The sequence below is a fragment of the Arenibacter sp. F26102 genome (assembly GCF_023015865.1).
Taxonomy (GTDB): Bacteria; Bacteroidota; Bacteroidia; order Flavobacteriales; family Flavobacteriaceae; genus Arenibacter.
Genome location: NZ_JALKBC010000016.1, coordinates 24812 through 50202 on the forward strand (window position 1 = coordinate 24812; position 25391 = coordinate 50202).

Here is a 25391-nt window from a genome sequence, read left to right on the forward strand (position 1 = left end):
TTAAGTGCTTATCATCACCGATATCCAATTTTTAACGATCGGAATTGAAAATGAAATCGGTAATTCCTTAACTTTATAACAATTGCTATAAAAAAGGTGTGAAATGTTTTTGAGAAGAACCAATATTCAGGAAAAGCTTATTCTGGCGAAACGAAGGGACGCTTCTGGCGATGAACTACTAAATGAAGTTTATCTACTCCTAAACAAGGACGAAGATGCACTACAAAAAATTGACCTCAACCTTCGAAGTAAGGAGGTTGTAGTGAACAATGACTTTAATATTGATCTACTTGAAACGGCTGAAATTTATCATATTCGTCATATTAAAAAGATAGCAATAGACTACAGGCTCCGTTTTCTGGATTCCCATTATTTTAAGGGTGAAATTCCTTCCGAGGCAATTACCAAGATCAAAAGACTGGAAGAGGATCATGAAATGGAAATAAAGGGATTTAAGATTCTTGCTCCTTCAAAACTTTTTAAATTGAAGGACAGGGATGATCCAATTTTATTTGCTCCCATAGGCAACGACTATTACTATTTGATCCATAAATGGGGTCGAGACCTGCACCCATTAAGAAAATTATTGATGTGGCCTTTTAAGAGTATTATAAATCTTATTGGTGTCGTAATAGCTATTAGTTATTTAGTAACGTTACTGGTCCCAAACGGATTGTTCTCCAAGGAGAGTTCCAGCTTTCAATTTTGGGTAATTTTCTTTTTTATGTTTAAGTGCATTGCCTCCATAGTAATTTTTTACGGCTTTGCTTTGGGCAAAAATTTCAATCCCGCCATTTGGAACTCCAAATACTTGAAAACTTAGGGCTAATTTCCCTTACTGTTAAGTTCTAATTAGGAAACAATTCCATTGGAATGCCATCTAGATCAACATTATCCAAAAATTTTGGATCTGGTATTGGTTTTATCCTCATTAGCCCCCCTTTGTTGCTGTCCCCTTTTTTCTTATACCCGATCAAGATCAAATTGTTCTTGGAATCATAGGAAACCATAGTGGTGTCTTCTATTTCATATTTTAAGTCCCGTTCCTCCTGGGTGAGAAAATTTTCATAAATATAGAGAATCGAGATGTTTTCCTTAAAATCATACACCGCGGCAATATGGGGATAAGCACTTTTTGAACCGGATTCCATGGGGTAATACAAAGTCTGTTCCCCAAAAAATTCCGAATTGGCATATCCAAACTTGGGTTCTTTTCCCAATAAATAATTGGTGGTAATACCCAAAATCATAGTTTTTCCGTCAAAAAGGCTGTGCAGATTTGGATAACTTACCAGAATATTGCCCATTCCGTCCTTTGAAATTTTTAAAACTTCCGCTCCCAAGTTAGCCTCATGGGCAATAGTCCCATTGTCGATATTTATTACGATCATGGCATATTTATCGGTAATATCCGAATCCCTTGCCAGGACAAAGACCTGATTACCGGAAACCATAATTTGCTTTGGTTCCTTGGCCAATTCCACCTCCGTATAAGAATTTGGGCTTATTGATAAATCCAAAATCCTTAAGTAATAACCGTCTTTTTTAGTGTTGGAAGGATCAACATAAGCCACAAAAGCCTTATCCTTTGAATAAGCCATGGACTTTACAAGAAATTCGCAATTCATATCCTCTGTGAACACAGTGGTATTAACGTCCGTATTATCGCCAAAGTCATGGATTTTAATGGTAGCACTACAGTCTTCCAACGAATTATAAAAACCTATTTTGGAGGCATTCCTATAACTAAGTTCGGGTAATGGCGCTACCTCAAAATCACTTTTGGAGGAATTAACGGTCATACCTTCCGAATCAGCATTTAAATAAGCACTTTGTAAAACACCGTCCTTTTTCAACAAAACGGTATAGTCGGCTGTTAAGTTAAGAGATTCGACATCCTTGTCTCCTACTCCTTCCTCAGAACAGCCCATAACGAGACATGCAACAAACATGCATGTTATTAGGTAGGTTTTCATAAAGTAAGAATTTGGGCCAATAAAATTACACCGGGACGGCGTACATTTTGTTCCGCTGCTCCTTTATACTCTTATCGGACATATAATCATCAAACGTCAAATAGCGATCAATATTACCTTTAGGTGTCAATTCTATGACCCTATTTGCCACAGTTTCAGCAAATTCATGGTCATGGGTCGTAAAGAGAACAGTTCCTTTAAAATTCTTTAAGGAATTATTAAAGGTGGTTATACTCTCCAAATCCAAATGGTTGGTAGGCTCGTCCAACATAATAACGTTGGCCCTCATCAACATCATTCTACTCAACATACAACGTACCTTTTCCCCTCCGGATAAAACCGTACATTTTTTCAAGGCTTCCTCACCGCTAAACAACATTTTTCCCAAGAATCCCCTAATACTGACCTCTTCCCTTTCTTCTTCCGTTTTTGCCCATTGCCTTAGCCAATCCACAAGGTTGATGTTTTCTGTAAAGAAAGATGCATTATCTGCCGGCAAATAAGATTGATTGGTAGTTACACCCCACTGATAGGAACCACTATCCGCCTTTCTGTTCCCATTTAATATTTCATAAAACGCCGAAGTGGCCCGAGAATCACGAGAAATTATTGCCACCTTATCTCCCTTTGCCAAATTAATATTGACATCCTGAAATAAAATTTCACCCTCTTCTGTTGAGGCCGATAGTTTTTCAACATTCAGAATTTGATCGCCGGCTTCCCTTTCGCGCTCAAAAATAATGGCCGGATAACGTCTGCTTGAAGGTTTTATATCCTCAATTTTCAATTTCGACAACATTTTCTTTCTGGAAGTTGCCTGTTTGCTCTTTGCTACGTTGGCACTGAACCTTTGAATAAACTCTTGTAATTCTTTGGCCTTTTCCTCTGATTTTTTGTTTTGCTGTGCCCGCTGTCTCGCCGCTAACTGACTACTCTCATACCAAAAAGTGTAATTTCCGGAGTAAAGGTTCATCTTTCCGAAATCTATATCCCCAATATGGGTACAGACTGAATCCAAAAAGTGCCTGTCGTGGGATACTACTATAACTGTATTCTCATAGTCTGCCAGGAAATTTTCCAACCAATTTATGGTCTCATAATCCAGGTCGTTTGTAGGCTCATCCATAATCAATACATCCGGATTACCAAACAAGGCCTGAGCCAATAACACCCTTACCTTAAGCTTGGAATCCAAATCGCCCATTAGGGTATAGTGGAACTCTTCGGTAATACCCAAATTGGATAACAAGGCAGCGGCATCACTATCGGCATTCCAACCGTTCATTTCTTCAAATTGCACTTGCAGCTCCCCTATTCTATCTGCGTTTTCATCGCTGTAATCGGCATAAAGGGCATCTATTTCCTTTTTAATCTTGAATAATGGCTTATTACCCATTACAACGCTCTCCAATACAGTATCCTCGTCGTAGGCGTTGTGATTTTGTTCTAAGATGGACATCCGTTTTCCCGGCTCCAAATGAACATGACCAGAAGTTGGATCTATTTGTCCTGATAGAATTCTTAAAAATGTAGACTTTCCCGCCCCATTGGCACCAATAACACCATAACAATTACCTTGAGTAAAGGAAACATTTACTTCATCAAAAAGAACCCTTTTTCCAAATTGCACAGATAAATTTGATACTGACAGCATATATAATATTTTTAATTTTGTGCAAAAATAACAAAAATAAACCCGTTCAAGCAACTATATTACAACGCCTTTAGATACCATTTTAACTAAGACCCAATAGTTTTAACGCACAATTAACAGCCTGTATCTGTTGAGTTTATTAGATTTGTTTACTATAAAGTAGCTATTCTCATATGAATAAACCTTTACTATATTCTTTTCTTATCGCTTTGGTTGGTTGCGGTTCGATAGAAAAAAATCCCCCTAGTGCATCCTTTGCTGGTGAAATCGTAAATCCCACAAGCGAATATGTCGTACTCTATAAGGACGATATCGTAATCGATTCGGCTAAACTTGATGACGAAAATAGGTTCTCCATAAGATTGGATTCAGTTGCTGAAGGCTTGTACCATTTTGACCATAGTCCAGAATTACAGTACGTTTACTTGGAAAGGGGAGACAGTCTAATGATTCGACTCAATACTGAGGATTTTGATGAATCATTGATATTTTCAGGTAAGGGTGAGGAGATAAATAATTTTCTATTAGATCTTTTTTTGACTACCGAGGCTGAGCCAGCCACAGTATATTCCTTTTCCCAACTCGGTCCTTTAGACTTCAACAATAAACTGGATTCTCTTAAAGCTATCAAAGTTAATGCCCTAAATGAACTTATTAAGGAGGTAAAGTTGTCTGCTAATGCCATAGAAATGGCCAAGGCCAGTATAAATTACAATTACTACATCTACAAGGAAAAATATCCTTTTTGGAACAGAAGGAAAACTGGACTAAGCACCATTCCAGAATTACCGTCACAATTTTATGATTATCGGAAAGATTTGGATTACAATAACGAAAGTCTTGCCTACCATAGATATTACTACAATTTCATGAAAACCCATTTCAATAATTTATCCTATATGGGCTGTTATTCCAAATGTAAGGAAGAACATCATGAGATCGTTAAAAATAAATTACATTTTAATCAACATAAACTGAAGCTGATAGATAGCTTGGTTACTGAAAAGGATTTACGCGATAACCTTTTTAGAAATGTAGCAATGGACTATCTGATCAATGTGCATGACACTGATGAAAACAATAGAATTTTTATAGAGGAATTTCACAAACTTTCGGGAAACAACCGACATAGTGCAGAAATAGAAGCCATTTATCAAGGGGTGAACAATTTACAACCTACCAAGAAATTACCCAATATATCGGTCTTCAATACTGAGGGGGCTTTGGTAACGCTACAGGAAATTGCCGAAAAAGAAAAGAATACAGTATTCTATTTTTGGTCGGGCACCCAGAGGTCCAACTTTGAGAATGTATTAACCCGAGTTGCACAACTTACGGAAAAGAAACCTGAATATACTTTTGTTGGAATAAATTGTAATACAGACGTCTTAAGGTGGCAGTCTTTACTAAACATCAATCAATTGGATATGGAAAAACAATTTCGTACTGATGATTTTGAGAACTTAAGAAACACCTTGGTCATTGGAGGTCTTAATAAAGGCATAATAACCAAAGACGGGCTAATAGTGGATGCCTTTGCAGACCTTTATAGAAGTTTCTAATATACTGCGATTAAAGTATGGGATCTGGATTTGGATTTGGATTTAAGAATCCCGATCATTTCAGAAAACACAACAGAATATTAAATAATAAAGCCTCTTTAGCTAATAAGCAAAAGAGGCTTTATTGTATTTAGGGGTATTTTGAAATCTAATTACCCTTTTGGTAGTCTTCCAAGAATTTTGCCAAACCACTATCTGTTAAAGGGTGCTTAAGCAAACCTTCGATGGCAGACAAAGGTCCCGTCATAACATCTGCTCCCAACTTTGCACAATCGATCACGTGCATGGTATGTCTAACCGATGCAGCCAAAATTTGAGTTTCAAAATCATAATTGTCGTATATGTGTCTAATTTCAGAAATCAGATTCAATCCATCGGTAGAGATATCATCCAACCTTCCAATAAACGGAGAAACATAAGTAGCACCTGCCTTAGCGGCCAATAAAGCCTGTCCGCATGAAAATATCAAGGTACAGTTGGTTCTAATTCCCTTATCCGTAAAATATTTTATAGCCTTAATCCCATCCTTTATCATAGGAACTTTAACTACAATTTGCTCATGTAGTTCCGCCAATTCCTCACCTTCCTTAATCATTCCTTTTAAGTCCGTGGAAATTACTTCTGCAGATACATCACCATCAACAATATTACAGATATCCACATAATGTTTAAGGATATTGTTTCTTCCGGTAATCCCTTCTTTGGCCATTAGGGAAGGATTTGTGGTTACCCCATCCAATACCCCTAATTCCTGGGCTTCTTTTATCTGTGCTAAATTAGCGGTGTCAATAAAGAACTTCATGTTAATTGCTTTTTTAAATTATTAATGTGAAAGATATGTCTTTTTGCAAGTCTACCTTTTGGTGATGCAAAATTACAATTTATAATGGTTCATCAAGAGTTTCTCATACACTTTGTCCGGTAATATTTTTTTAAGAAACAGTGAAAACTTTTGCATAAACTCCCCTACCTGATAATGAACTTTGGGATTTTTAGTGTTTATAATTTTAAATACCATATGTGCTACCAACATAGGATCTTGACCACTATCCACATGTTCGTTCATGATTTTCAAAGTATTCCCATAAGGTGAGTTATAAGGTGAATCGGCCAATATTGGTGCATGATATCGACCAGAGGCTATATTGGTGGCAAAATCTCCAGGGGCCAAATTTGTGATGTTTATTCCAAAGCCTTTTATTTCCATTCTCAAAGCTTCCGTTACCAACTCCAATGCACCTTTGCTGGCAGAGTAAATACCCCTATATGGCAAACCCATATAACCGGCAATGGAAGTAATATTGATTATAAGGCCTTTTTTTTGACTCCTCATATGCGGCAGAACCGCTTTGCACATATGCAAGGGACCATTAAAATTAGTGTCGAATGCTTTTAAGATTTCAGCATGCGGTGTTTCCTCTATTGGGCCAGTAATGCCTATGCCGGCATTATTCACCAAAACATCTACTCTGCCTTCCCTTGCAATCAAATCGGAAATTGCCGTTTGTATACTTTCTGGATTCCTTACATCCAACTCCAGAAGATCAAAATCTGTAAAATTAGGATAGTTGGCCACTTTCCGGGTAGTTCCGTAAACTTTAAAACCCTCTGATTTTAAATATATCCCAATGGATTTTCCAATGCCCGAAGAACCTCCTGTAACCAGTACAACCTTATGCTCCATTAATAGAAATTAAGGGTGCAAATTAACGAATAAAACAGGAAATGAAGTTGTTAAAGGAGTTATATATGTGTAATGTTACACAAAAAGATGTGAAGTTTATGTTGACTATAGGGCACAAAAAATGGCAAGCTACCTACATCGCACCGCTACAACCGTATACCCTTGCTGCGTTCCCGCCCTGGGGGATTCTACAGGAGCTGGTCGTGTAGGACTTGCCGATGCAAATATACAATCTTTTAATTTTTTTGCAATCGTTTTCAGGTCTTAATTTTATTAAATATCTTGCCTTAAAAAGTTGCCACATTATTTTATATATAGCAAGTTGATTTTAAGACAACTATATTGAATTCAATGTTAATAATTGTACGGAAAAAGCACTTTACCCACTAAAATTATTTTATAATTTATACTCACAATAACAAAATGAACTTCTTTAAATTAAATCTTTTTTTCATAATTCCCCTTTTCTTTTTGGCTTGTGACGGCACTACCAACCCTTCAAAGCTCTTCGAAATTCAATTGGAAGGAAACGTAACCGAATTTCAAAAAAATCAGGTTGTTGGTGTTTCAGTCAAAAATCTTAAGAATAAAGAAATTGAAAAGATTACTTATAAGATAGATGACGAAGAAATTACCCTTAATAACAATAAGATTACACTGGATCAATCCGAACTTGGCGCTAAAAAATTGACAGCAAATATTAGTTTCAATGGGGAGACCGTAGAAGTTTCCAAAGGGATAAAATTATTAGCGGAACATGCCCCTGAGATTTACACATATGAAATTCTTAACGAATATCCCCATGATATGGATGCCTATACACAGGGATTGGAGTTCCATAATGACATCCTATACGAAAGCACAGGTAAAAAGGGAAAATCCTCTTTGAGACAAGTGGATTTTAGAACTGGTGAAATCTTAAAAAAGATAGACTTGGACAACACTTATTTTGGTGAAGGCATAACTATCCTAAACGATAAAATTTATCAACTTACCTGGCAAAGTGGAGTTGGATTTATTTATGACCTTAAGGATTTTAAGAAAATAGACAGCTTTAAATACAACCAGAGTAAAGAAGGATGGGGTTTGTGCAATGATGGCGCCAAATTATACAAGAGTGACGGTACTGAGAAAATATGGTTTTTAAATCCAATAACCTTGGCGGAAGAGGGGCATTTTGAAACAGTGACCAATACCTCTATTTTTAACAAAGCCAATGAACTGGAATATGTAAACGGAAAAATTTATGCCAATGTATATCAAAAGGAAAGTATGATGATCATTGACGCCAAAAGTGGTGCAATCGAGGGGGTAATAAATTTTGGAGGTCTAAAGGAAAAGGTGACCCAACACCAAAATCTCGATGTACTCAACGGAGTGGCCTATCACCCACAAAGAAAGACTTTCTTTGTTACCGGAAAAAACTGGGACAAATTATTTGAGGTAAACATCCTTAAAAAATAAGTATGGGAATTTTTGAAAAAACCATAAAGGTGGTAGAAGATGATCTGGATGACCTTGAGCATGTGAACAATGTACGTTACGTACAATGGATGCAAGATATTGCCAAGGAGCATTGGCTAGCCAAAGCTCCTAAAGAATTGGTCAACAAAACGGTTTGGGTGGTCCTAACCCATCACATTACATACAAAAGCTCCGCAAAATTGGACGATATCATTTTAATGAAAACCTATATAGATAAGTCCAAAGGCCCTGTAAGCGTAAGGGTCGTAGAAATGTACAACAAGGAAAGCAATCAATTACTCGTCAAGTCCAAGACGGAATGGTGCTTGTTGAACTCCGAAACTTTTAAACCCATGCGGATTTCCCCAGAAATTGAAAATATTTTTATCACCCAAACCTAAACTATTGAACAAATTACGTGCATAAATCCTTTTTTATATTTTCAGCCCTAATTATACTCCTAATTTTATCTTCCTGCAGGGTGGACTTCGATTATGCACAAAGCAATGGCTCCCTGGAATTTTCCAAGGATACTGTTTTTTTGGATACCATTTTCAGCCGTATAGGAAGCAGCACATACACCTTAAAAGTTTATAACCGCACTACCAACGATATAAGCATCCCCAATATAGGACTCAAAAACGGGGGCAGCAGCAAGTATCGTTTAAATGTGGACGGTGAAGCCGGCAAAGAATTTAAAGATATACCGTTATTCGCCAAGGATAGCCTTTACATATTTGTTGAGACCACTTATGACTTTGGCAATTCGGATGCCATGGAATTTCTGTACACGGACGCCATACAATTTGACAAAGAAAACCACTTGCAAGAAGTACAATTGGTAACCTTGGTAAAAGATGCCATATTTTACTTCCCAAAAAAATCGGTAAACGGACAACGCGAAACAATTGTCCTTGATGTTAATGAAACAGGGAAAGAAATAATTGTCGAGGGTTTTGAACTAAACGCAAATCAACTGCTGTTTACCAAGGATAAACCCCATGTAATCTACGGATACGCCTCGGTACCCGAAGGCAAAACCTTGACAATAGAGGAAGGTGCACGGGTGCATTTCCATAAGAATTCCGGGGTATTGATAAAAAAAAATGCCTCCATACATATTAGCGGTAAACTAAGCCAGGACAAGGAATTACTGGAAAATGAAGTTATTTTTGAAGGCAACCGTTTGGAGCCCTCCTATTCGGACATCCCGGGACAGTGGGGGTCTATATGGATATCTAAAGGCAGTATAAATAACAAAATAGAATACCTCACAATTAAAAATGCCACCGTTGGTATTCTCGTTCAGGGCGATAATACCGTTGCGGAAACCACATTGACCATAAAAAATTCTCAAATATATAATAGTGAAAATATTAATTTATGGGCAAAAACAGCGGTGTTGCAAAGCGAGAATTTGGTCCTTGGGGGAGCAGGAAACATATCATTGTATTGTAACCAGGGTGGCGAGTACAGCTTTATTCATGCTACCATCGCCAATTATTGGAAATATGGGTTTCGATCCAATGCTGCTTTACAAATAGACAACTCAGTCAATATTGAAGGTAATTCCTATGACCTGGTAAAAGCTGATTTTAAGAATTGCATTATTTACGGAAGCAATCCCAACGAATTAAACTTAAGCAAGGCGCCCGATAGAACCTTTAATTTTAATTTTGAAAACTGCTTATTAAAATTCACAAACAATACAGAAGACGGCCTATACAATTTTAGCGATACATACTTATACAAAAATACACTTCTCAATCTGGACCCAATCTTTCTATCGCCCACTAAAAACAATTTTATGATCAAAGAAAATTCCAGTGCAATTGGAACCGGAAATCAAGATGCAGCTGATTTAGTTCCCCTAGATATTTTGGGTACAGACAGGACTAAAAATCCAACCATTGGTGCCTATGAAGTAATATACACCAAGTAACATAATACTACTCTTTAATATTTGAAAGAAAAATCTTCCAAATTTTGTATATTTTGCCAATAAAACGAAAACCCTAGTTTTTCTAAGGTTAAAATGCCACCCTATGCTACTAAGTATCACTAATTTGCCTTAAAATCATCTGAAAATATGGAATATACATATACCATTTTGGACTCCGATGCCCAATCCAATTTGCAGCTACAGCACTATATGGAAGAATATAGTGAGTTTTATTGTGCTGGTGTAGCCACTGACAGTGTACACGGACTAAATGGTATTCTGAAGAAATCACCAGATGTTGTATTCATTCATTTGAATGAAAAAGCCCATGAGTATTTTCACATGATTATGGAAATGCACCAATATTTAAAGGAAATCCCCTTATTTATAGGTATCTCCAAAAGCAAACAATTCGCTTTTGAAGCATTAAAATGTCATTTCTTCGATTATTGGTTACTGCCTTATAACGAATTCGACATCAGAAAGACCTTACTCCGTTTAAAATTAAAAACCCCAAAGGAACAAGAGCCCAAGACACTTTTACTTCAATCCTATAAAGACTACCGCTATATAAATACACAAGAAATCATGTATTTACAGGCAGATAATAATGCTACCGATTTTTTTATGAAAGACGGAAGTACTATTAGCGCTTTTAAAACGTTAAAGACTTTTGAAAACAATTTGCCCACAAATTTTGTGAGGGTCCATCAGAGTTATATCATTAACATTAACTTTGTTTCTAGGATCAATTATGGTAAAGGCCTATGCACTTTGAAGCATGAAAAACTACAATTGCCATTTTCCAAATCTTACAAAAGCAATATTGAAAATCTAAAACAAGTATTGGCCAAAAATACCATTTCCACGCTTAATTAGTCAAATTCTTACAAAAACAGTACGCTCACTAATAGAACTCGGACATCTGCTAAAGATAATTCCTACATAATTTTTTCATGGGTCATCTGTATTAGTTTAGCAATACATTATTAACCCTCGAAAACCATCGAAAAATGAAAAAATTACTATCTATTTTTGCAGTAGTTCTGCTAAGTATGGGCTTATTTGCTATGGGAACCCATGAAATGTTTCCTGTTGTAGATAATGCCATCGCCACTGATGGCGACAGTGTGCCAAAGGAAAGAAGAGATCCTCCAAAGGCGAACAACGATTTCCAGTACAACGATAATGCCGTTGCTACTGATGGAGACAGCGTTCCAAAGGAAAGAAGAGATCCCCCTAAGGCGAACAACGATTTCCAGTACAATGACAATGCCTTGGCCACCGATGGAGACAGCGTTCCAAAAGAAAGAAGGGATCCTCCAAAGGCCAACAACGATTTCCAGTACAGTGATAATGCCGTTGCCACCGATGGAGACAGTATCCCAAAGGAAAGAAGGGATCCTCCAAAGGCCAACAACGATTTCCAGTACAGTGATAATGCCGTTGCCACCGATGGAGACAGTATACCAAAGGAAAGAAGAGATCCTCCAAAGGCGACCACAGATTTCCAGTACAGCGATAATGCCGTTGCCACCGATGGAGACAGTATACCAAAAGAAAGAAGGGACCCTCCGAAGGCAACGTCTGATTTCCAAAATGTTAACAGCGAAATTGCATAAGGAACGGAAAACGTTTCTATATTAAAAAAGGTTTCAATTACATCAATAAAATTTAAAGCCCTAAGCAAATTTGTTTAGGGCTTTTTTTTTATCTTTCCACCTTTATGGAGAAAAGTATCTGTTATAAATTTGTATTATACTTATTAATTTTCCTACAACTGATAAATATTGGTTGTAAGGAAACTTCCATTGGCACAAAAGACTCAAGATCTACACAAGAAAATGACAGTATTGCCTATTGGTTGTCCGAAGACAACAGCAATTCTGAACAAGATTACAAAAAAAATCTAGCAAAGGCCTATGATTTGGCCCTGCAAGAAAAAAACGACTCCCTTAAATCCAAACATTTCTCCAGAATATCCTACTACTATTCCATATTAGGGGATTCTTTGCAATTTAGGCGCTCTAATAAAATTGCACTTCACCTTTCCAAAAAAACAAAAGATTCCAATGCCCTGGCCAACAATCATTGGGATCTGGGTTCTTTTCTAGAAGACAATGCTTTACAGGATAGTGCGTATTACCATTATACACAAGCTGAGAAAATATTTAAATCCCTTAAAGATAATTATGCTACCGGTCGCATTTTATATAATTTGGCCAGGGTGCAGTCCAATATTAAGGATTATACCGCAAGTGAGGTCACAACCATTGAGGCCATTGAATTCTTTAAACCACTGAACAAAAATTACCAATTATTTCTATGCTATAATAATTTGGGTTCCGTGACCAACGCCATCAATGAATATGACAAGGCTTTGGAATATTATGAAAAGGCACTTTTTTATTTGGACAAATCGGATAAATCTAATCAAACCCGCTTTAACACCATAAATAATATGGGCAAAGTGTATCACGACAAAGGCCTATATAAAAAGGCCATCGAATCATTTAATATTGTGATTACTGCAGACAATATATACCACCTGAATACCCGATTGTATGCTATAGCACTATCTAATTATGCAAACAGTAAAAATAAACTTGGAGATACCACCGAAGTACTTGCCACATTTAAAAAAGCCTTAAGAATTAAGGATAGTATACACGACCCTAGGAGCTTAGCGAATACCCTTTTTGAAATATCAAATTATTATTTGAGTCAAAATGATACAACAATGGCCCTAGAGTATGCCAAAAAATCTAAAATAGTATCAGAACAGACAGGTAACAACTTTAGGTTGCTCGAATCCCTTGAACATATTGCAAGACTTGACCCAATACATGCTGCTCGTTATACTCAGGAATACATAAAGTTGAACGACAGCCTACTTCGAGAGGAACGTGCTGTTAGAAATAAATTTACCAGGATACGGTTTGAGACCGATGAGTTTATTGAACAAAATGAATTGCTTACCAGGCAGCGTCAATTATGGATAGGTATTGCTGTGGCGGTACTTATATTAGCAGTTTTTATACTTATTACCCTTGATCAACGCCGGAAAAATCAAAAATTAAGATTTGAAAAGGCTCAACAAGAGGCGAATCAAGAAATTTTCAATCTTTTATTGTCTCAAAACAAAAAGGTTGAAGAAGGTAAACAACTGGAAAAGAAACGAATATCGGAAGAATTGCACGACGGTATTTTGGGACAAATGTTAGGAATACGTTTAATTCTCACCGGCCTCAACAATAAAACCGATTCCGATTCCGTTCTAAAGCGGAGCGACCTACTAAAGAAATTACAACAGTTGGAGGAGGAAATTCGAACAATTTCACATGAACTAAGCAGGGCATCGGAAGAAAAAATTCATAACTTTATTGTATCCATTGAGGAATTGGTTAAAACAATTCAGGATTCTTCCAAGATGAAATGTCATTTTGAGTACGACGATAAAATAGATTGGGATGAATTAAAGGGAGATATTAAAATTAACATTTATAGAATTGTACAGGAGAGTTTACAGAATTGTATAAAACACGCCAAGGCCTCGAAAGTGGACCTATTGTTTGAGTCTGATGAGAATAATGTGAGAATTGTAGTATTGGACAACGGAGTAGGTTTTGATCAAAAGAAAGGAAAACGAGGTATTGGACTTAAAAATATAAATTCTAGATTGGAGAAGCTAAATGGAACTTATGACATTCAAAGTAGCATTGGAAAAGGAACAAAAGTAATAGTTACTATCCCTTATGTCCTGGAAAAACAGATAGAACCCCAATCTGCATAATAGATTACTAATTGCAAATAGAATGAGAACTTTAAGGATTTTAACGATAGATGATCACGAAATGATCACTACTGGCTATAAATATCTTTTGGAGGCTGGAGAGTTCGAAGAATTCCAAGTCAAAGTTGAAACAGCCAATACTTTTGAAACCGGAAAGCAGAAAATAGAGGATTCCGCTAGATCTTTTAAATATGACCTTTTATTGTTGGACGTACAATTAACGGAAACCCATTTGGAAGAACCTTACTCCGGGGAAGACCTAGGAATATTTGCAAGAAAAGTTATTCCTGACACCAAAATAGTCTTTATGTCATCCTTTAGCGACAACTATAGGATCAATAGTATTTTGAAAAACGTAAATCCCGATGGCTATATGGTGAAATCGGAAGTTGACGAAAAATCGCTCATTGCCATGGTCAAAGGTGTAATTACCTCACCGCCCTATTATAGTCAAAAAGCATTGGTTGCCATAAGAAAGAAGGTATCCAATGACCTTTTATTGGATGATAATGATAAAAAAATACTGTATCACGTATCCATTGGGACAAGGACCAAGGATATGGTAGATTTTATAAACCTTTCGCTCGCCGGAATCGAAAATAGAAAAAGACAACTTAAAGTTATTTTTGGCGTAGAAAAGCAAAACGATTTAGCTTTGGTTCATGAAGCTAGAAACAGAGGATTTCTATAATTGAATTTATAGCTTTTCACGAACTCAATGAGGTCTTTTTAACTCCAAATTCGGAAAATCTAAAAACTATCATCAAATACCTTTATTTCCTCCCATTCCCTATCAAATTTTACCCTTTTACCATTCATCGTCTACTTTTTCGACGAACACACCCCAATTGAATCGAAACCTTACTTTTTATAAGGTTTTTATTTAATTAAGGACAAAGCATTAAGCTAATTTTGAAATTAGATTTTCAATAAATTTATTTCGAGATGTCTAAGTTAGGAAACGAATTTTTCAATAATTCAAACATTGAGGTTAAAAGCACCGACCATATTATAGGTTTGGAGTCTTTTAGAAAAAGTTTGGAAAAGAATTATTATGCAGAAGTCAATATTGGTAACTATGGGTTGAAAAAAGAGTCAGCAAATTTAACCATAGATATTAAATGTAACTTCAGTCTGGACGAATCATTGTTTTATTTAAACAAGATAGCATCCGACCATGGAACCCATAAAAAATCCGGTCCCAAAAAGACCTTTTTGTTCTTACGGGCATATTTCGAACTAAAAAAATTGAACACTATATCCATAGACATAAGTGAGCTGACTATTTCCCTTACGGATACTACTATTCTAATCAGTAAAATATACGATCAAAGTATTGCCGACCAAGCAGAAACAATCTTTGCGGAACTCGTTAAACATAACCTATATTATACAAAAGGTTTAAACGAGACCCCTTTTGAAATGTTTATACCAGTATTTGAGGAAGATACCTTGGAGGGCGATACCAAAATGAGGAATATTGTTTCCGACAACAATAACATAAACGACTATTTCGGATTTTGGGGCATGTATTATGACCAAACTGAAGAAGCGGCCATTTACGATCTAAATACCAAAACAATTATTTATGGAGATATTCAAATCCTAAGCGAATAGGATAATTGATCTCCAAAAAAAAAGCTGTCCAAAAAGTATTAAAATCTTACAATGCGGGCAAGACTTTAATTAAACCTTCTGGACAGCTATCTATAGCCTTATTAAGCGTTGAATAATTCTCTTGAATGCATTAGGGCATTTACATTTTCCCTTACTTCTTCAATAATCTTTTCATCTTCTGGATTCATGATTACCTGATCAATAAATCCGACAATGGTCTTCATTTGATCTTCTTTTAAACCCCTTGTAGTAACGGCGGCAGTACCAAAACGGATACCCGAAGTAACAAAAGGTGATTTATCATCAAAAGGAACCATATTCTTATTGGCGGTAATATCTGCTTTTACCAAGGCATTCTCGGCATCTTTACCTGTAATGTTCTTATTTCTAAGATCAATAAGCATCATATGGTTATCCGTGCCTCCAGAAATAATATTATATCCTTTTTCCACAAACGCGCTGGCCATTGCTGCGGCATTTTTCTTAACCTGTAACATATAATGTAAGAATTCATCGGTCAAGGCTTCTCCAAAGGCTATTGCTTTTGCAGCAATGATATGCTCCAAAGGACCGCCCTGATTACCTGGAAAAACTGCCAAATCCAATAAAGCCGACATCTTTCTTAGAGTACCGTTCTTCAACTTAACACCAAATGGATTGTCAAAGTCCTCACCCATTAAAATCAGACCTCCTCTTGGTCCTCGCAATGTCTTATGGGTAGTTGTGGTAACAATATGACAATGTGGTATTGGGTCGTTCAAAATCCCCTTGGCTATAAGCCCCGCGGGGTGGGATATATCGGCCAATAATATAGCACCTACGCTATCGGCAATTTCCCTAAATCTTTTAAAATCCATATCCCTGGAATAGGCAGAAGCTCCTGCAATAATGAGCTTAGGCTGTTCCTTGGTAGCTATGTCCTGTATTTTATCGTAGTTTAAAACTCCTGTCTCCTGATCAACTCCATAAAATACGGGGTTATACAATCTACCTGAAAAATTTACCGGAGACCCGTGGGTTAAATGACCCCCATGGGACAAATCAAATCCAAGAATGGTATCTCCAGGCTTTAAACAGGCATGATAAACAGAAGCATTGGCTTGGGAACCAGAATGTGGCTGAACATTGGCATAAGCAGCTCCAAATAATTGCTTGGCTCTATCTATGGCCAATTGCTCTATTTCGTCTACTACTTCACAACCACCATAATAGCGCTTACCAGGATACCCTTCGGCGTATTTGTTGGTCAATACCGATCCAGCAGCCTCCATAACCTGGGGACTGGTGAAATTTTCGGAAGCAATAAGTTCAATTCCATCAATTTGGCGTTCCTTTTCCGCCTCAATTAGTTCAAAAATTTGATTGTCGCGTTGCATACTGTATTATTCTATTAAATAATGTGCAAAAATACGAATTGCAGAGCGTTAATTGGAAGAAAATAATATATTTGATAAGATATTTATTAAACACAAGTTAACAATTCGAAGATGCCACTAAAAACGAATCATCCAGAAAAAAAAACATGGTTACCTGTACCCGTTAATTCTGATTTTCCCATTCAGAATATTCCTTTTGGAGTTTTCTTGACTAGGGATGACATAATCACCATTGGTTCTAGAATTGGTGATTACGCAATAGATTTGGGGGCATTGCATCAATTGGGGTATTTTAAGGATATTCCATTGACCGATGATATTTTTTTACAGGACACCCTTAACGATTTTATCTCCGACGGCAAAAAGACCTGGCGTTTGGTTAGAAACAGAATCAGCGAAATTTTCGATATCAATAACGACCAATTGAAGAACAATGAGGACCACAAGAATATTGTTCTTTTTACCATGGACGAAATTGAAATGCAGCTTCCAGTACAAATTGGCGACTACACGGATTTTTATTCCAGTAAGGAACATGCCACCAATGTTGGCAAAATGTTCAGAGATCCAGAAAATGCTCTTCTTCCCAATTGGCTGCACATACCTGTGGGGTATCACGGTAGGAGTTCTTCAATTGTACCAAGCGGCACATCTGTTAGAAGGCCAATGGGGCAAACCCTTCCTGCAGGGGCAGACCAACCTATTTTTGGCCCTTCCAAATTAGTGGATTTTGAATTGGAAATGGCTTTTATTACCACAGATGCCAACGTTTTGGGCGAACCTATACCGGTCGAGGAGGCTGAGAATTATATATTTGGTATGGTACTTTTTAATGATTGGAGTGCTAGGGATATACAAAAATGGGAATACGTTCCATTAGGTCCCTTCCTTGCCAAAAATTTTGCATCATCCATCTCACCTTGGATAGTTACCTTGGATGCTCTTGAACCATTTAGAGTGGGCAGTCCCGAACAAACCCCAAAACCCCTACCCTATTTACAGCAATCAGGAAAAAAAGGGTTCGACATTAATTTAGAAGTTGCCATTAAGCCAGAAAATGGCAAAGCCACCACAGTTACCAGATCTAATTTTAAATATATGTACTGGACTATGGCGCAACAACTGGCCCATCATACCATAAATGGTTGCAAAGTGAATAGTGGCGACATGATGGGCAGTGGGACCATTTCCGGTCCAACCCCTGATACTTATGGCTCAATGCTGGAGCTTACTTGGCGCGGGGAAAAACCCTTGACCTTGGAAGACGGATCAACAAGAAAGTTTATTGAGGATCATGATACCGTAACCATAACGGGATATTGCCAAAAGGATAATGTGCGTATTGGTTTTGGGGAAGTTACCACCAAATTGCTGCCTGTTTTTCAACAAAAGAAAAAATAGAAGTCAAAAAAATAACCTCTGTTTGTACGATACCGAATAGTTTCACGTTTGTGTATAGAACTATTTTGGCATAGCTATTGAACTATGTCCATAATATTTTTAAACCAAACGTTATGAAACAATCATTACTTGCATCACTTATGCTGTTTATTTTTATCTCTTGCGGAGGGGTTAAAAAAACACAGGAAGCCTTAAATACAGGTAACTATGGCCATGCCATTAATAATGCATTAAAGAATATTGCAGAGAATAAGACAAAGAAGTCCAACCAGCCCTACATTCAATTGCTGGAGGAGGCCTATAAGAAAAATACAGAACGCGAGCTTCAAGAGATTGCATTCTTAAAGAAGGATAACAATCCAGCAAACCATGAGGTGATCTTTAATAGCTATCAGAACCTAAAATCCATTCAGGAACGTATAAAACCTTTATTACCATTACAATTGTATGATGAAAATAGGAATGCCAGGTTTGCGTTTAAGGATTATGATGAAGAGATACTAAAGTCGAAACGCCAATTGTCCGACTATCTATACAACAATGCCACTGCCCTATTAAACACTGGCAACTACAAAGAAGATTTTAGAAAAGCTTTTGAGCAATTTACCTATTTAAGCCAGTTAAATCCTAATTACAAGGATACCGAACTTAAATTGGAAGAGGCCCACAACAAAGGATTGGATTACGTTCAAGTGATTATGATCAACGATTCCGAACAAATAGTCCCCAATCGCTTGGAGGAGGAGCTACTAAATTTTAATACTTACGGATTAAACGATCTATGGACCGTTTATCATACCAATGCCTTGAAAAATATTAATTACGACTACGAGATGCAGGTAGCGTTTAGGAATATAAATATTAGTCCGGAACAGATTACCGAAAAACAAATCTCTAAAGAAAAACAGATCAAGGATGGTTACAAATACGCCACAAACCCTCAAGGAGAGGTTTTAAAGGACAGTTTGGGCAATAAAATAAAGGTTGATAAATTTAAAACCGTAAAATGTAATTTTTATCAATTTACCCAGCAGAAGTCGGTTGAAGTAGTTGGAAATGTTAGTTTTTTGGATTTACAAAATCAACAACAAATTAATTCTTACCCTTTGGCGAGTCAATTTATCTTTAACCACGTATACGCCAAACACAATGGCGATACAAATGCCCTTGAAGAGGATATGGTTCCATTGCTGCAATTATCGGCAGTTCCATTCCCTAGTAATGAACAAATGGTTTATGATGCAGGGGAGGATTTAAAAGCCAAATTAAAAGGCATAGTCACCAGACATAGATTCAATTAAGCCCAAATAGGTCTTACTTATTTTTTAGCCCCAAATTGAAAAATACATTTAGTAAAAAGAAAGGATATTCTTTAGTACTAAATGTATTTTTTTATATCCAGTTGGGTAATGGCCCCATGGGATTCATGCGCTACTACCTCGCCGTTTTTAATCACTAGTAACTGTGGCGATTCGTGAATAACCCCAAAAATGCTACTGGTTTCATTGGAAACCGACCTGTAATTGTGCAAATCAAGGTAATGTAGATCCAAACTGTTTGTGGGTATGTCATACCCTTCATTAAACCTGTTCATGACCATTCTACTAATTCCACAGCTTGTGGAGTGCTTAAATATGGCCTGAGGTTTCACTTTAGATCTTTCCTTTATTTCCGCCAATTGTTCTACTGAGGCCAATGCAATCCATGGCGCCACCTTGGCTTCTTTTTTTTCCTTATTATTTTCTTTCCCAAATAGTGTGTTAAGAATTCCCATTTCGTAATTTTAATATTAAGTCGTATTAGGCTTCAAAAATTACAGCCTGTCTAATTGTCGCTCGTTTTCTATAAATAAGCGACATTTTGTCCTGCTAAAAACAGTGGTAAGGTTGTTGCCCTTAATACTTCAAAAGTAAACAATAACGCAAAAAAAACAACTATATGAATTTCAATAACTTCACTATAAAATCACAGGAGGCCCTACAACATGCGCAGCAGATGGCGCAAGGTTTGGGCCATCAACAAATTGAGAACGAACATATTTTTAAGGCCATTTCGGAAGTTGAGGAAAATGTGCTCCCATTTATTCTCAAAAAACTCAATGTCAACACCACCTTATTAAACCAAATTTTGGAAAAAGAACTGGAAAGCTTCCCCAAGGTTTCCGGTGGTGAAATCATGCTTTCACGGGAAGCTAATAAAACATTGACCGAGGCCAGTATTATTGCAAAAAAAATGGAAGACGAATATGTTTCCATTGAACATTTATTATTGGCCATTTTCAAATCCAAAAGTAAAATAGCACATATTCTAAAAGACCAGGGAGTTACCGAAAAGGATTTCAAAGCCGCTATTACCGAATTAAGAAAGGGCGGAAAGGTAACTTCACAGAGTGCAGAGGATACCTACAATTCCTTAAACAAATACGCCCGAAATCTCAATGAACTTGCCGATAGCGGAAAACTGGACCCAGTGATCGGCAGGGACGAGGAAATTAGAAGGGTATTACAAATCCTGTCCCGAAGAACAAAAAACAACCCTATGCTGGTAGGTGAACCAGGAGTAGGAAAAACAGCTATTGCAGAAGGCTTGGCCCACAGAATTGTACAGGGCGACATTCCTGAGAACCTTAAGGATAAGGTAATCTTTTCATTGGATATGGGCGCTCTTATTGCGGGTGCCAAATACAAAGGGGAATTTGAGGAACGCTTAAAAGCAGTTATTAAGGAAGTAACCACTTCCGATGGCAATATTATCCTTTTTATTGATGAAATCCACACACTTGTAGGTGCTGGAGGAGGTCAGGGTGCCATGGATGCGGCCAATATATTAAAGCCTGCCTTGGCACGTGGCGAGCTTCGTGCCATAGGAGCCACCACCCTGGACGAGTATCAAAAGTACTTTGAAAAGGACAAGGCCTTGGAGCGAAGGTTTCAGAAAATTATAGTGGATGAACCGGATACCGAGAGTGCCATATCCATTCTAAGAGGAATAAAAGAGAAGTACGAGGCACACCACAAGGTGAGAATTAAGGACGAAGCCGTAATTGCTGCAGTAGAATTATCGCAACGCTATATTACCAATAGGTTTTTGCCGGACAAGGCAATTGACCTAATGGACGAGGCCGCTTCCAAGCTTAGAATGGAAATTAATTCCAAACCTGAAGAACTCGATGTTTTAGATCGTAAAATAATGCAGTTAGAGATTGAGATCGAAGCCATAAAGCGAGAGAACGACACCTCAAAACTAAAGGCCTTGAACGTTGACCTTGCCAATTTAAAGGAGGATCGAAATGAAATCTTTGCCAAATGGGAAAGTGAAAAAACAGTAGTGGACGACATCCAAAAAACAAAGAACGACATTGAAAACTTTAAGTTGGAGGCCGAAAGGGCCGAACGCAATGGGGATTATGGAAAAGTTGCCGAGATTAGATACGGTAAAATAAAGGAAGCCCAGGAACGGTTGGAAAAGCTTGAAAGCGAATTGGAAGAGCAACAACTTGGAGAAACTTTGATCAAAGAAGAGGTCACCAATGAAGACATAGCCGAAGTGGTAGCCAAATGGACTGGTATCCCTGTTACCAAAATGCTCCAAAGTGAACGCGAAAAGCTGTTAAAATTGGAAGATGTCCTCCACAAAAGAGTAGTGGGCCAGGAAGAAGCCATACAGGCGGTTTCCGATGCCATACGAAGAAGTAGGGCTGGTTTACAGGACAGCAAAAGACCCATTGGATCCTTCCTGTTCCTAGGAACTACCGGGGTAGGAAAAACAGAATTGGCCAAAACATTGGCCGCCTATCTTTTTGACGACGAAAATGCCATGACTCGGATTGATATGAGTGAATATCAAGAACGACATGCCGTAAGTAGATTGGTAGGCGCGCCTCCAGGATACATAGGATATGACGAAGGCGGACAATTGACCGAAGCAGTACGAAGAAGACCGTATTCCGTAGTGCTACTTGATGAAATTGAAAAAGCGCATCCAGATACCTTTAATGTCTTATTACAGGTATTGGACGAAGGTAGATTAACGGACAATAAAGGCCGGGTCGCTGATTTTAAGAACACCATAATTATCATGACAAGTAATATGGGAAGCCATATTATACAGGAAAAGTTTGAGAACAACAAGGACATCTATAGCGCCGCGGAAGCCGCAAGGGTGGAAGTGCTCGGGCTATTGCGCAAAACAATACGGCCGGAGTTCCTAAACCGTATAGACGACATTATCATGTTTACCCCTTTAAGTAAAAAAGATATAAGCAAGATAGTGGTCCTGCAGCTCGATCAGTTGAAAAAATTGGTTGGTAAGCAGAATATCACAATCGATGCTACAGACGAGGCCATTGCATATTTGGCGAATAAAGGTTACGACCCCCAATATGGAGCACGCCCCATAAAAAGGGTAATTCAGAGAGAGGTATTGAACAATATTTCCAAAGAGTTGTTAAGTGGTAAAATTCAACCAGGTGGGATTATCCTCATAGACTCCTTTGATGACCAGCTAGTATTTAGAAATGAAAATGAACTAGCCAAATAAATTAATCATTTACAATAGAAGGGCATCCAATTCATAATTGGATGCCCTTTTTTTATTAACAATAAATACCATGCAGTATAATATTTTTTATATTAGCATAAAACTGTAAGGACATGTCTACAAAAGCTGAAAGAACCACTGCCTATATCATTGAAACTGTTGCGCCAATTTTTAACAAACTTGGATATGTGGGAACTAGCATGAGCGACCTTACAGAAGCTACCGGACTTACCAAAGGGGCGATTTACGGGAATTTCGAAAATAAGGATTCCTTGGCACTTGCCGCATTCGAATACAATAGCAAGAAACTTTTATCTGAAATTGATGAAAAATTAAATTCGAGTGGAACTTCCCTTCAGAAGCTTTTTGTACTTACCAATTTCTATCGGCACTACGACACCTTCGTAGAGGAATTGGGTGGCTGCCCAATCTTAAATATTGGTGTTGACGCCAATCACAATAATTCACAGTTACTGGCCGCAACTAGGGAAACGATAAAAACTATTGAAGGAAAAATTGCCTTGGTTTTGGAAAATGGGCTAAACAACAATGAACTAAGGTTACCGGTAACCCCCCTTCAATTTTCCAAACAACTATTTACAATGATACAAGGCGCAGTTGCCATGGCAACTATTACAGGTGATAGAAAATACCTGATCAACACTATAGCCTACTTGGACCAATTAATTGTACGCGAGATAAAAAAGTAACCAAGTACTACTCCCCTATCACCCTGAAAATCCAGGTTTTTTCGGCATACTTGCCATTGAAGTCATTATCCCTCGCCGCTTCCGCATCACTTAGAGTATCAAACCTTTCCAAATACACATAGTCCCATTTGGTCTTCGCTAGGTAGAAAAACTTGGCATCAATACCTTTCTTCTTAAGATTTTGAATAAAGATATCACGGTATCTGCTTGTACCGTAAACATTGCCAATAAGATAAAAACCGGCTTTCTGACCCTCAATTTTGTCTACTTCCTCATAATGTCCTTGAGTCACAGACTTGCCCGCCTTCTTCCTAGCTGCAATCCTATCCAGATCTTCCTGAATTTTCTTAGCTAAGGCAAGCTCCATATTTTTCACGGAATCCAATCGTTGCTCCTCCTTCACCTGAATAGCCTTGGCCATAGCCTCAGCCTCCTGCTTTTCCTTTAATTTTTTAGCCTCGGCCATTTCCTGGGCCAGCCTTAATTCTTCAGCCAAAGCTTTCTTTTTCTTGCCCCTAACCCGTTTTTGTTTTTTGGATTTTTTATTCGCATTTTTCTCAGCTAAAGCCTCTGCTTTGGTGAGCTCTTCCTTCAATTTTAAATCCTCCGCTTTCTGATTTTCGTCTTCTTTCAGTAGATTTTCTTCCTCCAATTTCATCAAGGCTTCCTCGTCTTCATCCACCTCAAGACCTACTCCCTTTTTAGGGTCATCGGGACTGCCCCATGTATAAGCTGCTATTAGTTCAAAACTTGGGTCTTGATTCTTGATCTCAGCGTCCGTGCCGTATTCTATTAAGGCACCCAATGATAAATGCTTAAAAAATCTACCACCCAATCCACCGGATATACCATAAAAACTATTATAACCACCTTGAACCCAAAATTTATTGGACGATAACAAGGCATTTAGACCCACCTGGGTATCGCCATAAGGTACCGACTTCACATATAATAGAGGTCGTAGATAAGCATTATCCACACCACTGAAAAGTGTTAAGGGAAACTGATAATCTACCATACCCAAGTAGATTTTTTCATCAGATTCTGAATAACTATTATTAGTGGAAAAATCATAATCAAAAATATTTTCGGCAGTAAAACCTACACTAAAACCATCCACTGAAAACCTAACTCCGGGCGCAAACTGCATAATAAAGGCATTGGATACTTCCAATTGCGGTAGTAAAATATCTGGATCCGGTGTATAGCGGTCATCGGCAATTTCACTACTGAAACCAAATACATTCAACCCCACAGACAATTGCATATTATTGTCGAAATTAAAGGCATATGCATAATTAAGCACTGCGCCGGTATTTAAAAACACGCCCGTATTATTCTGGATAAAACCAGCACCTATAGACGATTGCTCGTTTATTTTTCCTGAATAATTTAAAAAAATAGAAGTTGGATCAGCATCTATGGTTTGCCACTGATATCTGGACCACCACGCAATAGACTGCGGATTATTCCTGTCCAGAGAAAAAACGGGATTAAATAAACTGGAATTGAATTCAGTTAAATTATGCTGCCTAAGATCGGTAGGAACTGCAACCTCTTGGGCGTGCGAAACAAATATCGCAAACAAAACAGCATAAATAGCGTACTTTTTATCCATATACAAAAGAACAAAAATCTGCGGGCTCTACATACTTTTTTAATGTAATTTTAGT

General features: G+C 37.6%; 21 protein-coding genes and 1 other RNA gene. 14 read left to right on the top strand and 8 right to left on the bottom strand.

All coding sequences use genetic code 11. The features are described 5' to 3' along the window. Nucleotides 1–103: 103 nt before the first annotated feature. Nucleotides 104–823, top strand: a complete 720-nt coding sequence (locus MWU78_RS18655) for a hypothetical protein (protein ID WP_247000609.1) — start codon at nt 104–106, stop codon at nt 821–823. Between the two features lie 25 nt (nt 824–848). Here the strand turns inward: MWU78_RS18655 and MWU78_RS18660 are convergent, their stop codons facing one another. Further along, nucleotides 849–1976: a hypothetical protein gene (locus tag MWU78_RS18660; protein WP_247000611.1), complete on the bottom strand. Its 1128-nt coding sequence runs from the start codon at nt 1974–1976 to the stop codon at nt 849–851. A 25-nt stretch (nt 1977–2001) separates the two neighbouring features. Beyond that, nucleotides 2002–3630: an ATP-binding cassette domain-containing protein gene (locus MWU78_RS18665; RefSeq protein WP_247000613.1), complete on the bottom strand. Its 1629-nt coding sequence runs from the start codon at nt 3628–3630 to the stop codon at nt 2002–2004. A gap of 173 nt (nt 3631–3803) precedes the next feature. Here MWU78_RS18665 and MWU78_RS18670 point away from each other — a divergent pair, with 173 nt between their 5' ends. Next, on the top strand, nt 3804–5192 hold the full coding sequence (locus MWU78_RS18670; RefSeq protein WP_247000615.1) for a transaldolase: 1389 nt from the start codon (nt 3804–3806) through the stop codon (nt 5190–5192). Between the two features lie 148 nt (nt 5193–5340). Here MWU78_RS18670 and fsa read toward each other — a convergent pair whose 3' ends face one another. The 3 genes from fsa to ffs all read right to left on the bottom strand — a co-directional run bounded on the left by fsa (nt 5341) and on the right by ffs (nt 7094). Further along, nucleotides 5341–5994 (bottom strand): fructose-6-phosphate aldolase, encoded by a 654-nt coding sequence (gene fsa / locus MWU78_RS18675; protein ID WP_247000617.1) that lies wholly within the window; start codon nt 5992–5994, stop codon nt 5341–5343. Nucleotides 5995–6066: 72 nt separating this feature from the next. Continuing rightward, a complete protein-coding gene (locus MWU78_RS18680; RefSeq protein ID WP_247000619.1) occupies nt 6067–6876 on the bottom strand; it encodes an SDR family oxidoreductase in 810 nt (269 codons plus the stop codon). A gap of 119 nt (nt 6877–6995) precedes the next feature. Next, nucleotides 6996–7094: signal recognition particle sRNA small type (gene ffs, locus MWU78_RS18685), an RNA gene on the bottom strand. Between the two features lie 205 nt (nt 7095–7299). Between ffs and MWU78_RS18690 the strand changes: the two genes are divergently transcribed. From MWU78_RS18690 to MWU78_RS18725, 8 genes are all read left to right on the top strand, one after another. After that, nucleotides 7300–8340 (top strand): glutaminyl-peptide cyclotransferase, encoded by a 1041-nt coding sequence (locus MWU78_RS18690; RefSeq protein WP_247000621.1) that lies wholly within the window; start codon nt 7300–7302, stop codon nt 8338–8340. A gap of 2 nt (nt 8341–8342) precedes the next feature. Next, nucleotides 8343–8741: an acyl-ACP thioesterase domain-containing protein gene (locus tag MWU78_RS18695; protein ID WP_247000623.1), complete on the top strand. Its 399-nt coding sequence runs from the start codon at nt 8343–8345 to the stop codon at nt 8739–8741. Between the two features lie 80 nt (nt 8742–8821). After that, nucleotides 8822–10282: a hypothetical protein gene (locus MWU78_RS18700; protein WP_247000625.1), complete on the top strand. Its 1461-nt coding sequence runs from the start codon at nt 8822–8824 to the stop codon at nt 10280–10282. A gap of 147 nt (nt 10283–10429) precedes the next feature. After that, complete coding sequence (locus tag MWU78_RS18705) at nt 10430–11161, top strand: LytTR family transcriptional regulator DNA-binding domain-containing protein (protein WP_247000627.1); 732 nt, start codon at nt 10430–10432, stop codon at nt 11159–11161. A gap of 134 nt (nt 11162–11295) precedes the next feature. Then, a complete protein-coding gene (locus tag MWU78_RS18710; protein WP_247000629.1) occupies nt 11296–11904 on the top strand; it encodes a hypothetical protein in 609 nt (202 codons plus the stop codon). Between the two features lie 104 nt (nt 11905–12008). Further along, nucleotides 12009–14075: a sensor histidine kinase gene (locus tag MWU78_RS18715; RefSeq protein WP_247000632.1), complete on the top strand. Its 2067-nt coding sequence runs from the start codon at nt 12009–12011 to the stop codon at nt 14073–14075. A gap of 22 nt (nt 14076–14097) precedes the next feature. Continuing rightward, nucleotides 14098–14766 (top strand): histidine kinase, encoded by a 669-nt coding sequence (locus MWU78_RS18720; RefSeq protein ID WP_247000634.1) that lies wholly within the window; start codon nt 14098–14100, stop codon nt 14764–14766. Between the two features lie 254 nt (nt 14767–15020). Continuing rightward, nucleotides 15021–15692, top strand: a complete 672-nt coding sequence (locus MWU78_RS18725) for a hypothetical protein (RefSeq protein WP_247000636.1) — start codon at nt 15021–15023, stop codon at nt 15690–15692. A gap of 101 nt (nt 15693–15793) precedes the next feature. Here the strand turns inward: MWU78_RS18725 and glyA are convergent, their stop codons facing one another. Next, nucleotides 15794–17068, bottom strand: a complete 1275-nt coding sequence (gene glyA / locus MWU78_RS18730; RefSeq protein ID WP_247000638.1) for a serine hydroxymethyltransferase — start codon at nt 17066–17068, stop codon at nt 15794–15796. Between the two features lie 111 nt (nt 17069–17179). On the opposite strand from glyA, the gene fahA reads away from it, so the two are divergent. Continuing rightward, nucleotides 17180–18469 (top strand): fumarylacetoacetase, encoded by a 1290-nt coding sequence (gene fahA / locus MWU78_RS18735; protein ID WP_247000640.1) that lies wholly within the window; start codon nt 17180–17182, stop codon nt 18467–18469. Between the two features lie 113 nt (nt 18470–18582). After that, a complete protein-coding gene (locus MWU78_RS18740; protein WP_247000642.1) occupies nt 18583–19770 on the top strand; it encodes a hypothetical protein in 1188 nt (395 codons plus the stop codon). Nucleotides 19771–19847: 77 nt separating this feature from the next. On the opposite strand, the gene ytxJ is transcribed toward MWU78_RS18740, so the two are convergent. Next, a complete protein-coding gene (ytxJ, locus tag MWU78_RS18745) occupies nt 19848–20243 on the bottom strand; it encodes a bacillithiol system redox-active protein YtxJ (RefSeq protein WP_247000653.1) in 396 nt (131 codons plus the stop codon). Nucleotides 20244–20407: 164 nt separating this feature from the next. On the opposite strand from ytxJ, the gene clpB reads away from it, so the two are divergent. Both clpB and MWU78_RS18755 read left to right on the top strand, forming a co-directional pair. Beyond that, nucleotides 20408–23008 carry an ATP-dependent chaperone ClpB gene (clpB, locus tag MWU78_RS18750; RefSeq protein ID WP_247000655.1) on the top strand — a complete coding sequence of 867 codons (2601 nt, stop codon included), beginning with the start codon at nt 20408–20410 and terminating at the stop codon, nt 23006–23008. A 113-nt stretch (nt 23009–23121) separates the two neighbouring features. Next, a complete protein-coding gene (locus MWU78_RS18755; protein ID WP_187586346.1) occupies nt 23122–23718 on the top strand; it encodes a TetR/AcrR family transcriptional regulator in 597 nt (198 codons plus the stop codon). A gap of 7 nt (nt 23719–23725) precedes the next feature. On the opposite strand, the gene MWU78_RS18760 is transcribed toward MWU78_RS18755, so the two are convergent. Then, nucleotides 23726–25336 (bottom strand): PorP/SprF family type IX secretion system membrane protein, encoded by a 1611-nt coding sequence (locus tag MWU78_RS18760; protein WP_247000657.1) that lies wholly within the window; start codon nt 25334–25336, stop codon nt 23726–23728. Between the last annotated feature and the right edge of the window lie 55 nt (nt 25337–25391).

Bases quoted from the DNA above. Each gene is read 5' to 3' on its own strand.
- MWU78_RS18680 (WP_247000619.1), bottom strand. From the start codon at position 6,876: ATGGAGCATAAGGTTGTACTGGTTACAGGAGGTTCTTCGGGCATTGGA.
- MWU78_RS18720 (WP_247000634.1), top strand. From the start codon at position 14,098: ATGAGAACTTTAAGGATTTTAACGATAGATGATCACGAAATGATCACT.
- MWU78_RS18665 (WP_247000613.1), bottom strand. From the start codon at position 3,630: ATGCTGTCAGTATCAAATTTATCTGTGCAATTTGGAAAAAGGGTTCTT.
- MWU78_RS18705 (WP_247000627.1), top strand. From the start codon at position 10,430: ATGGAATATACATATACCATTTTGGACTCCGATGCCCAATCCAATTTG.
- MWU78_RS18670 (WP_247000615.1), top strand. From the start codon at position 3,804: ATGAATAAACCTTTACTATATTCTTTTCTTATCGCTTTGGTTGGTTGC.
- MWU78_RS18695 (WP_247000623.1), top strand. From the start codon at position 8,343: ATGGGAATTTTTGAAAAAACCATAAAGGTGGTAGAAGATGATCTGGAT.
- MWU78_RS18660 (WP_247000611.1), bottom strand. From the start codon at position 1,976: ATGAAAACCTACCTAATAACATGCATGTTTGTTGCATGTCTCGTTATG.
- MWU78_RS18725 (WP_247000636.1), top strand. From the start codon at position 15,021: ATGTCTAAGTTAGGAAACGAATTTTTCAATAATTCAAACATTGAGGTT.
- MWU78_RS18655 (WP_247000609.1), top strand. From the start codon at position 104: ATGTTTTTGAGAAGAACCAATATTCAGGAAAAGCTTATTCTGGCGAAA.
- MWU78_RS18755 (WP_187586346.1), top strand. From the start codon at position 23,122: ATGTCTACAAAAGCTGAAAGAACCACTGCCTATATCATTGAAACTGTT.
- MWU78_RS18710 (WP_247000629.1), top strand. From the start codon at position 11,296: ATGAAAAAATTACTATCTATTTTTGCAGTAGTTCTGCTAAGTATGGGC.
- glyA (WP_247000638.1), bottom strand. From the start codon at position 17,068: ATGCAACGCGACAATCAAATTTTTGAACTAATTGAGGCGGAAAAGGAA.
- fsa (WP_247000617.1), bottom strand. From the start codon at position 5,994: ATGAAGTTCTTTATTGACACCGCTAATTTAGCACAGATAAAAGAAGCC.
- MWU78_RS18760 (WP_247000657.1), bottom strand. From the start codon at position 25,336: ATGGATAAAAAGTACGCTATTTATGCTGTTTTGTTTGCGATATTTGTT.
- MWU78_RS18715 (WP_247000632.1), top strand. From the start codon at position 12,009: ATGGAGAAAAGTATCTGTTATAAATTTGTATTATACTTATTAATTTTC.
- ytxJ (WP_247000653.1), bottom strand. From the start codon at position 20,243: ATGGGAATTCTTAACACACTATTTGGGAAAGAAAATAATAAGGAAAAA.
- clpB (WP_247000655.1), top strand. From the start codon at position 20,408: ATGAATTTCAATAACTTCACTATAAAATCACAGGAGGCCCTACAACAT.
- MWU78_RS18690 (WP_247000621.1), top strand. From the start codon at position 7,300: ATGAACTTCTTTAAATTAAATCTTTTTTTCATAATTCCCCTTTTCTTT.
- MWU78_RS18740 (WP_247000642.1), top strand. From the start codon at position 18,583: ATGAAACAATCATTACTTGCATCACTTATGCTGTTTATTTTTATCTCT.
- fahA (WP_247000640.1), top strand. From the start codon at position 17,180: ATGCCACTAAAAACGAATCATCCAGAAAAAAAAACATGGTTACCTGTA.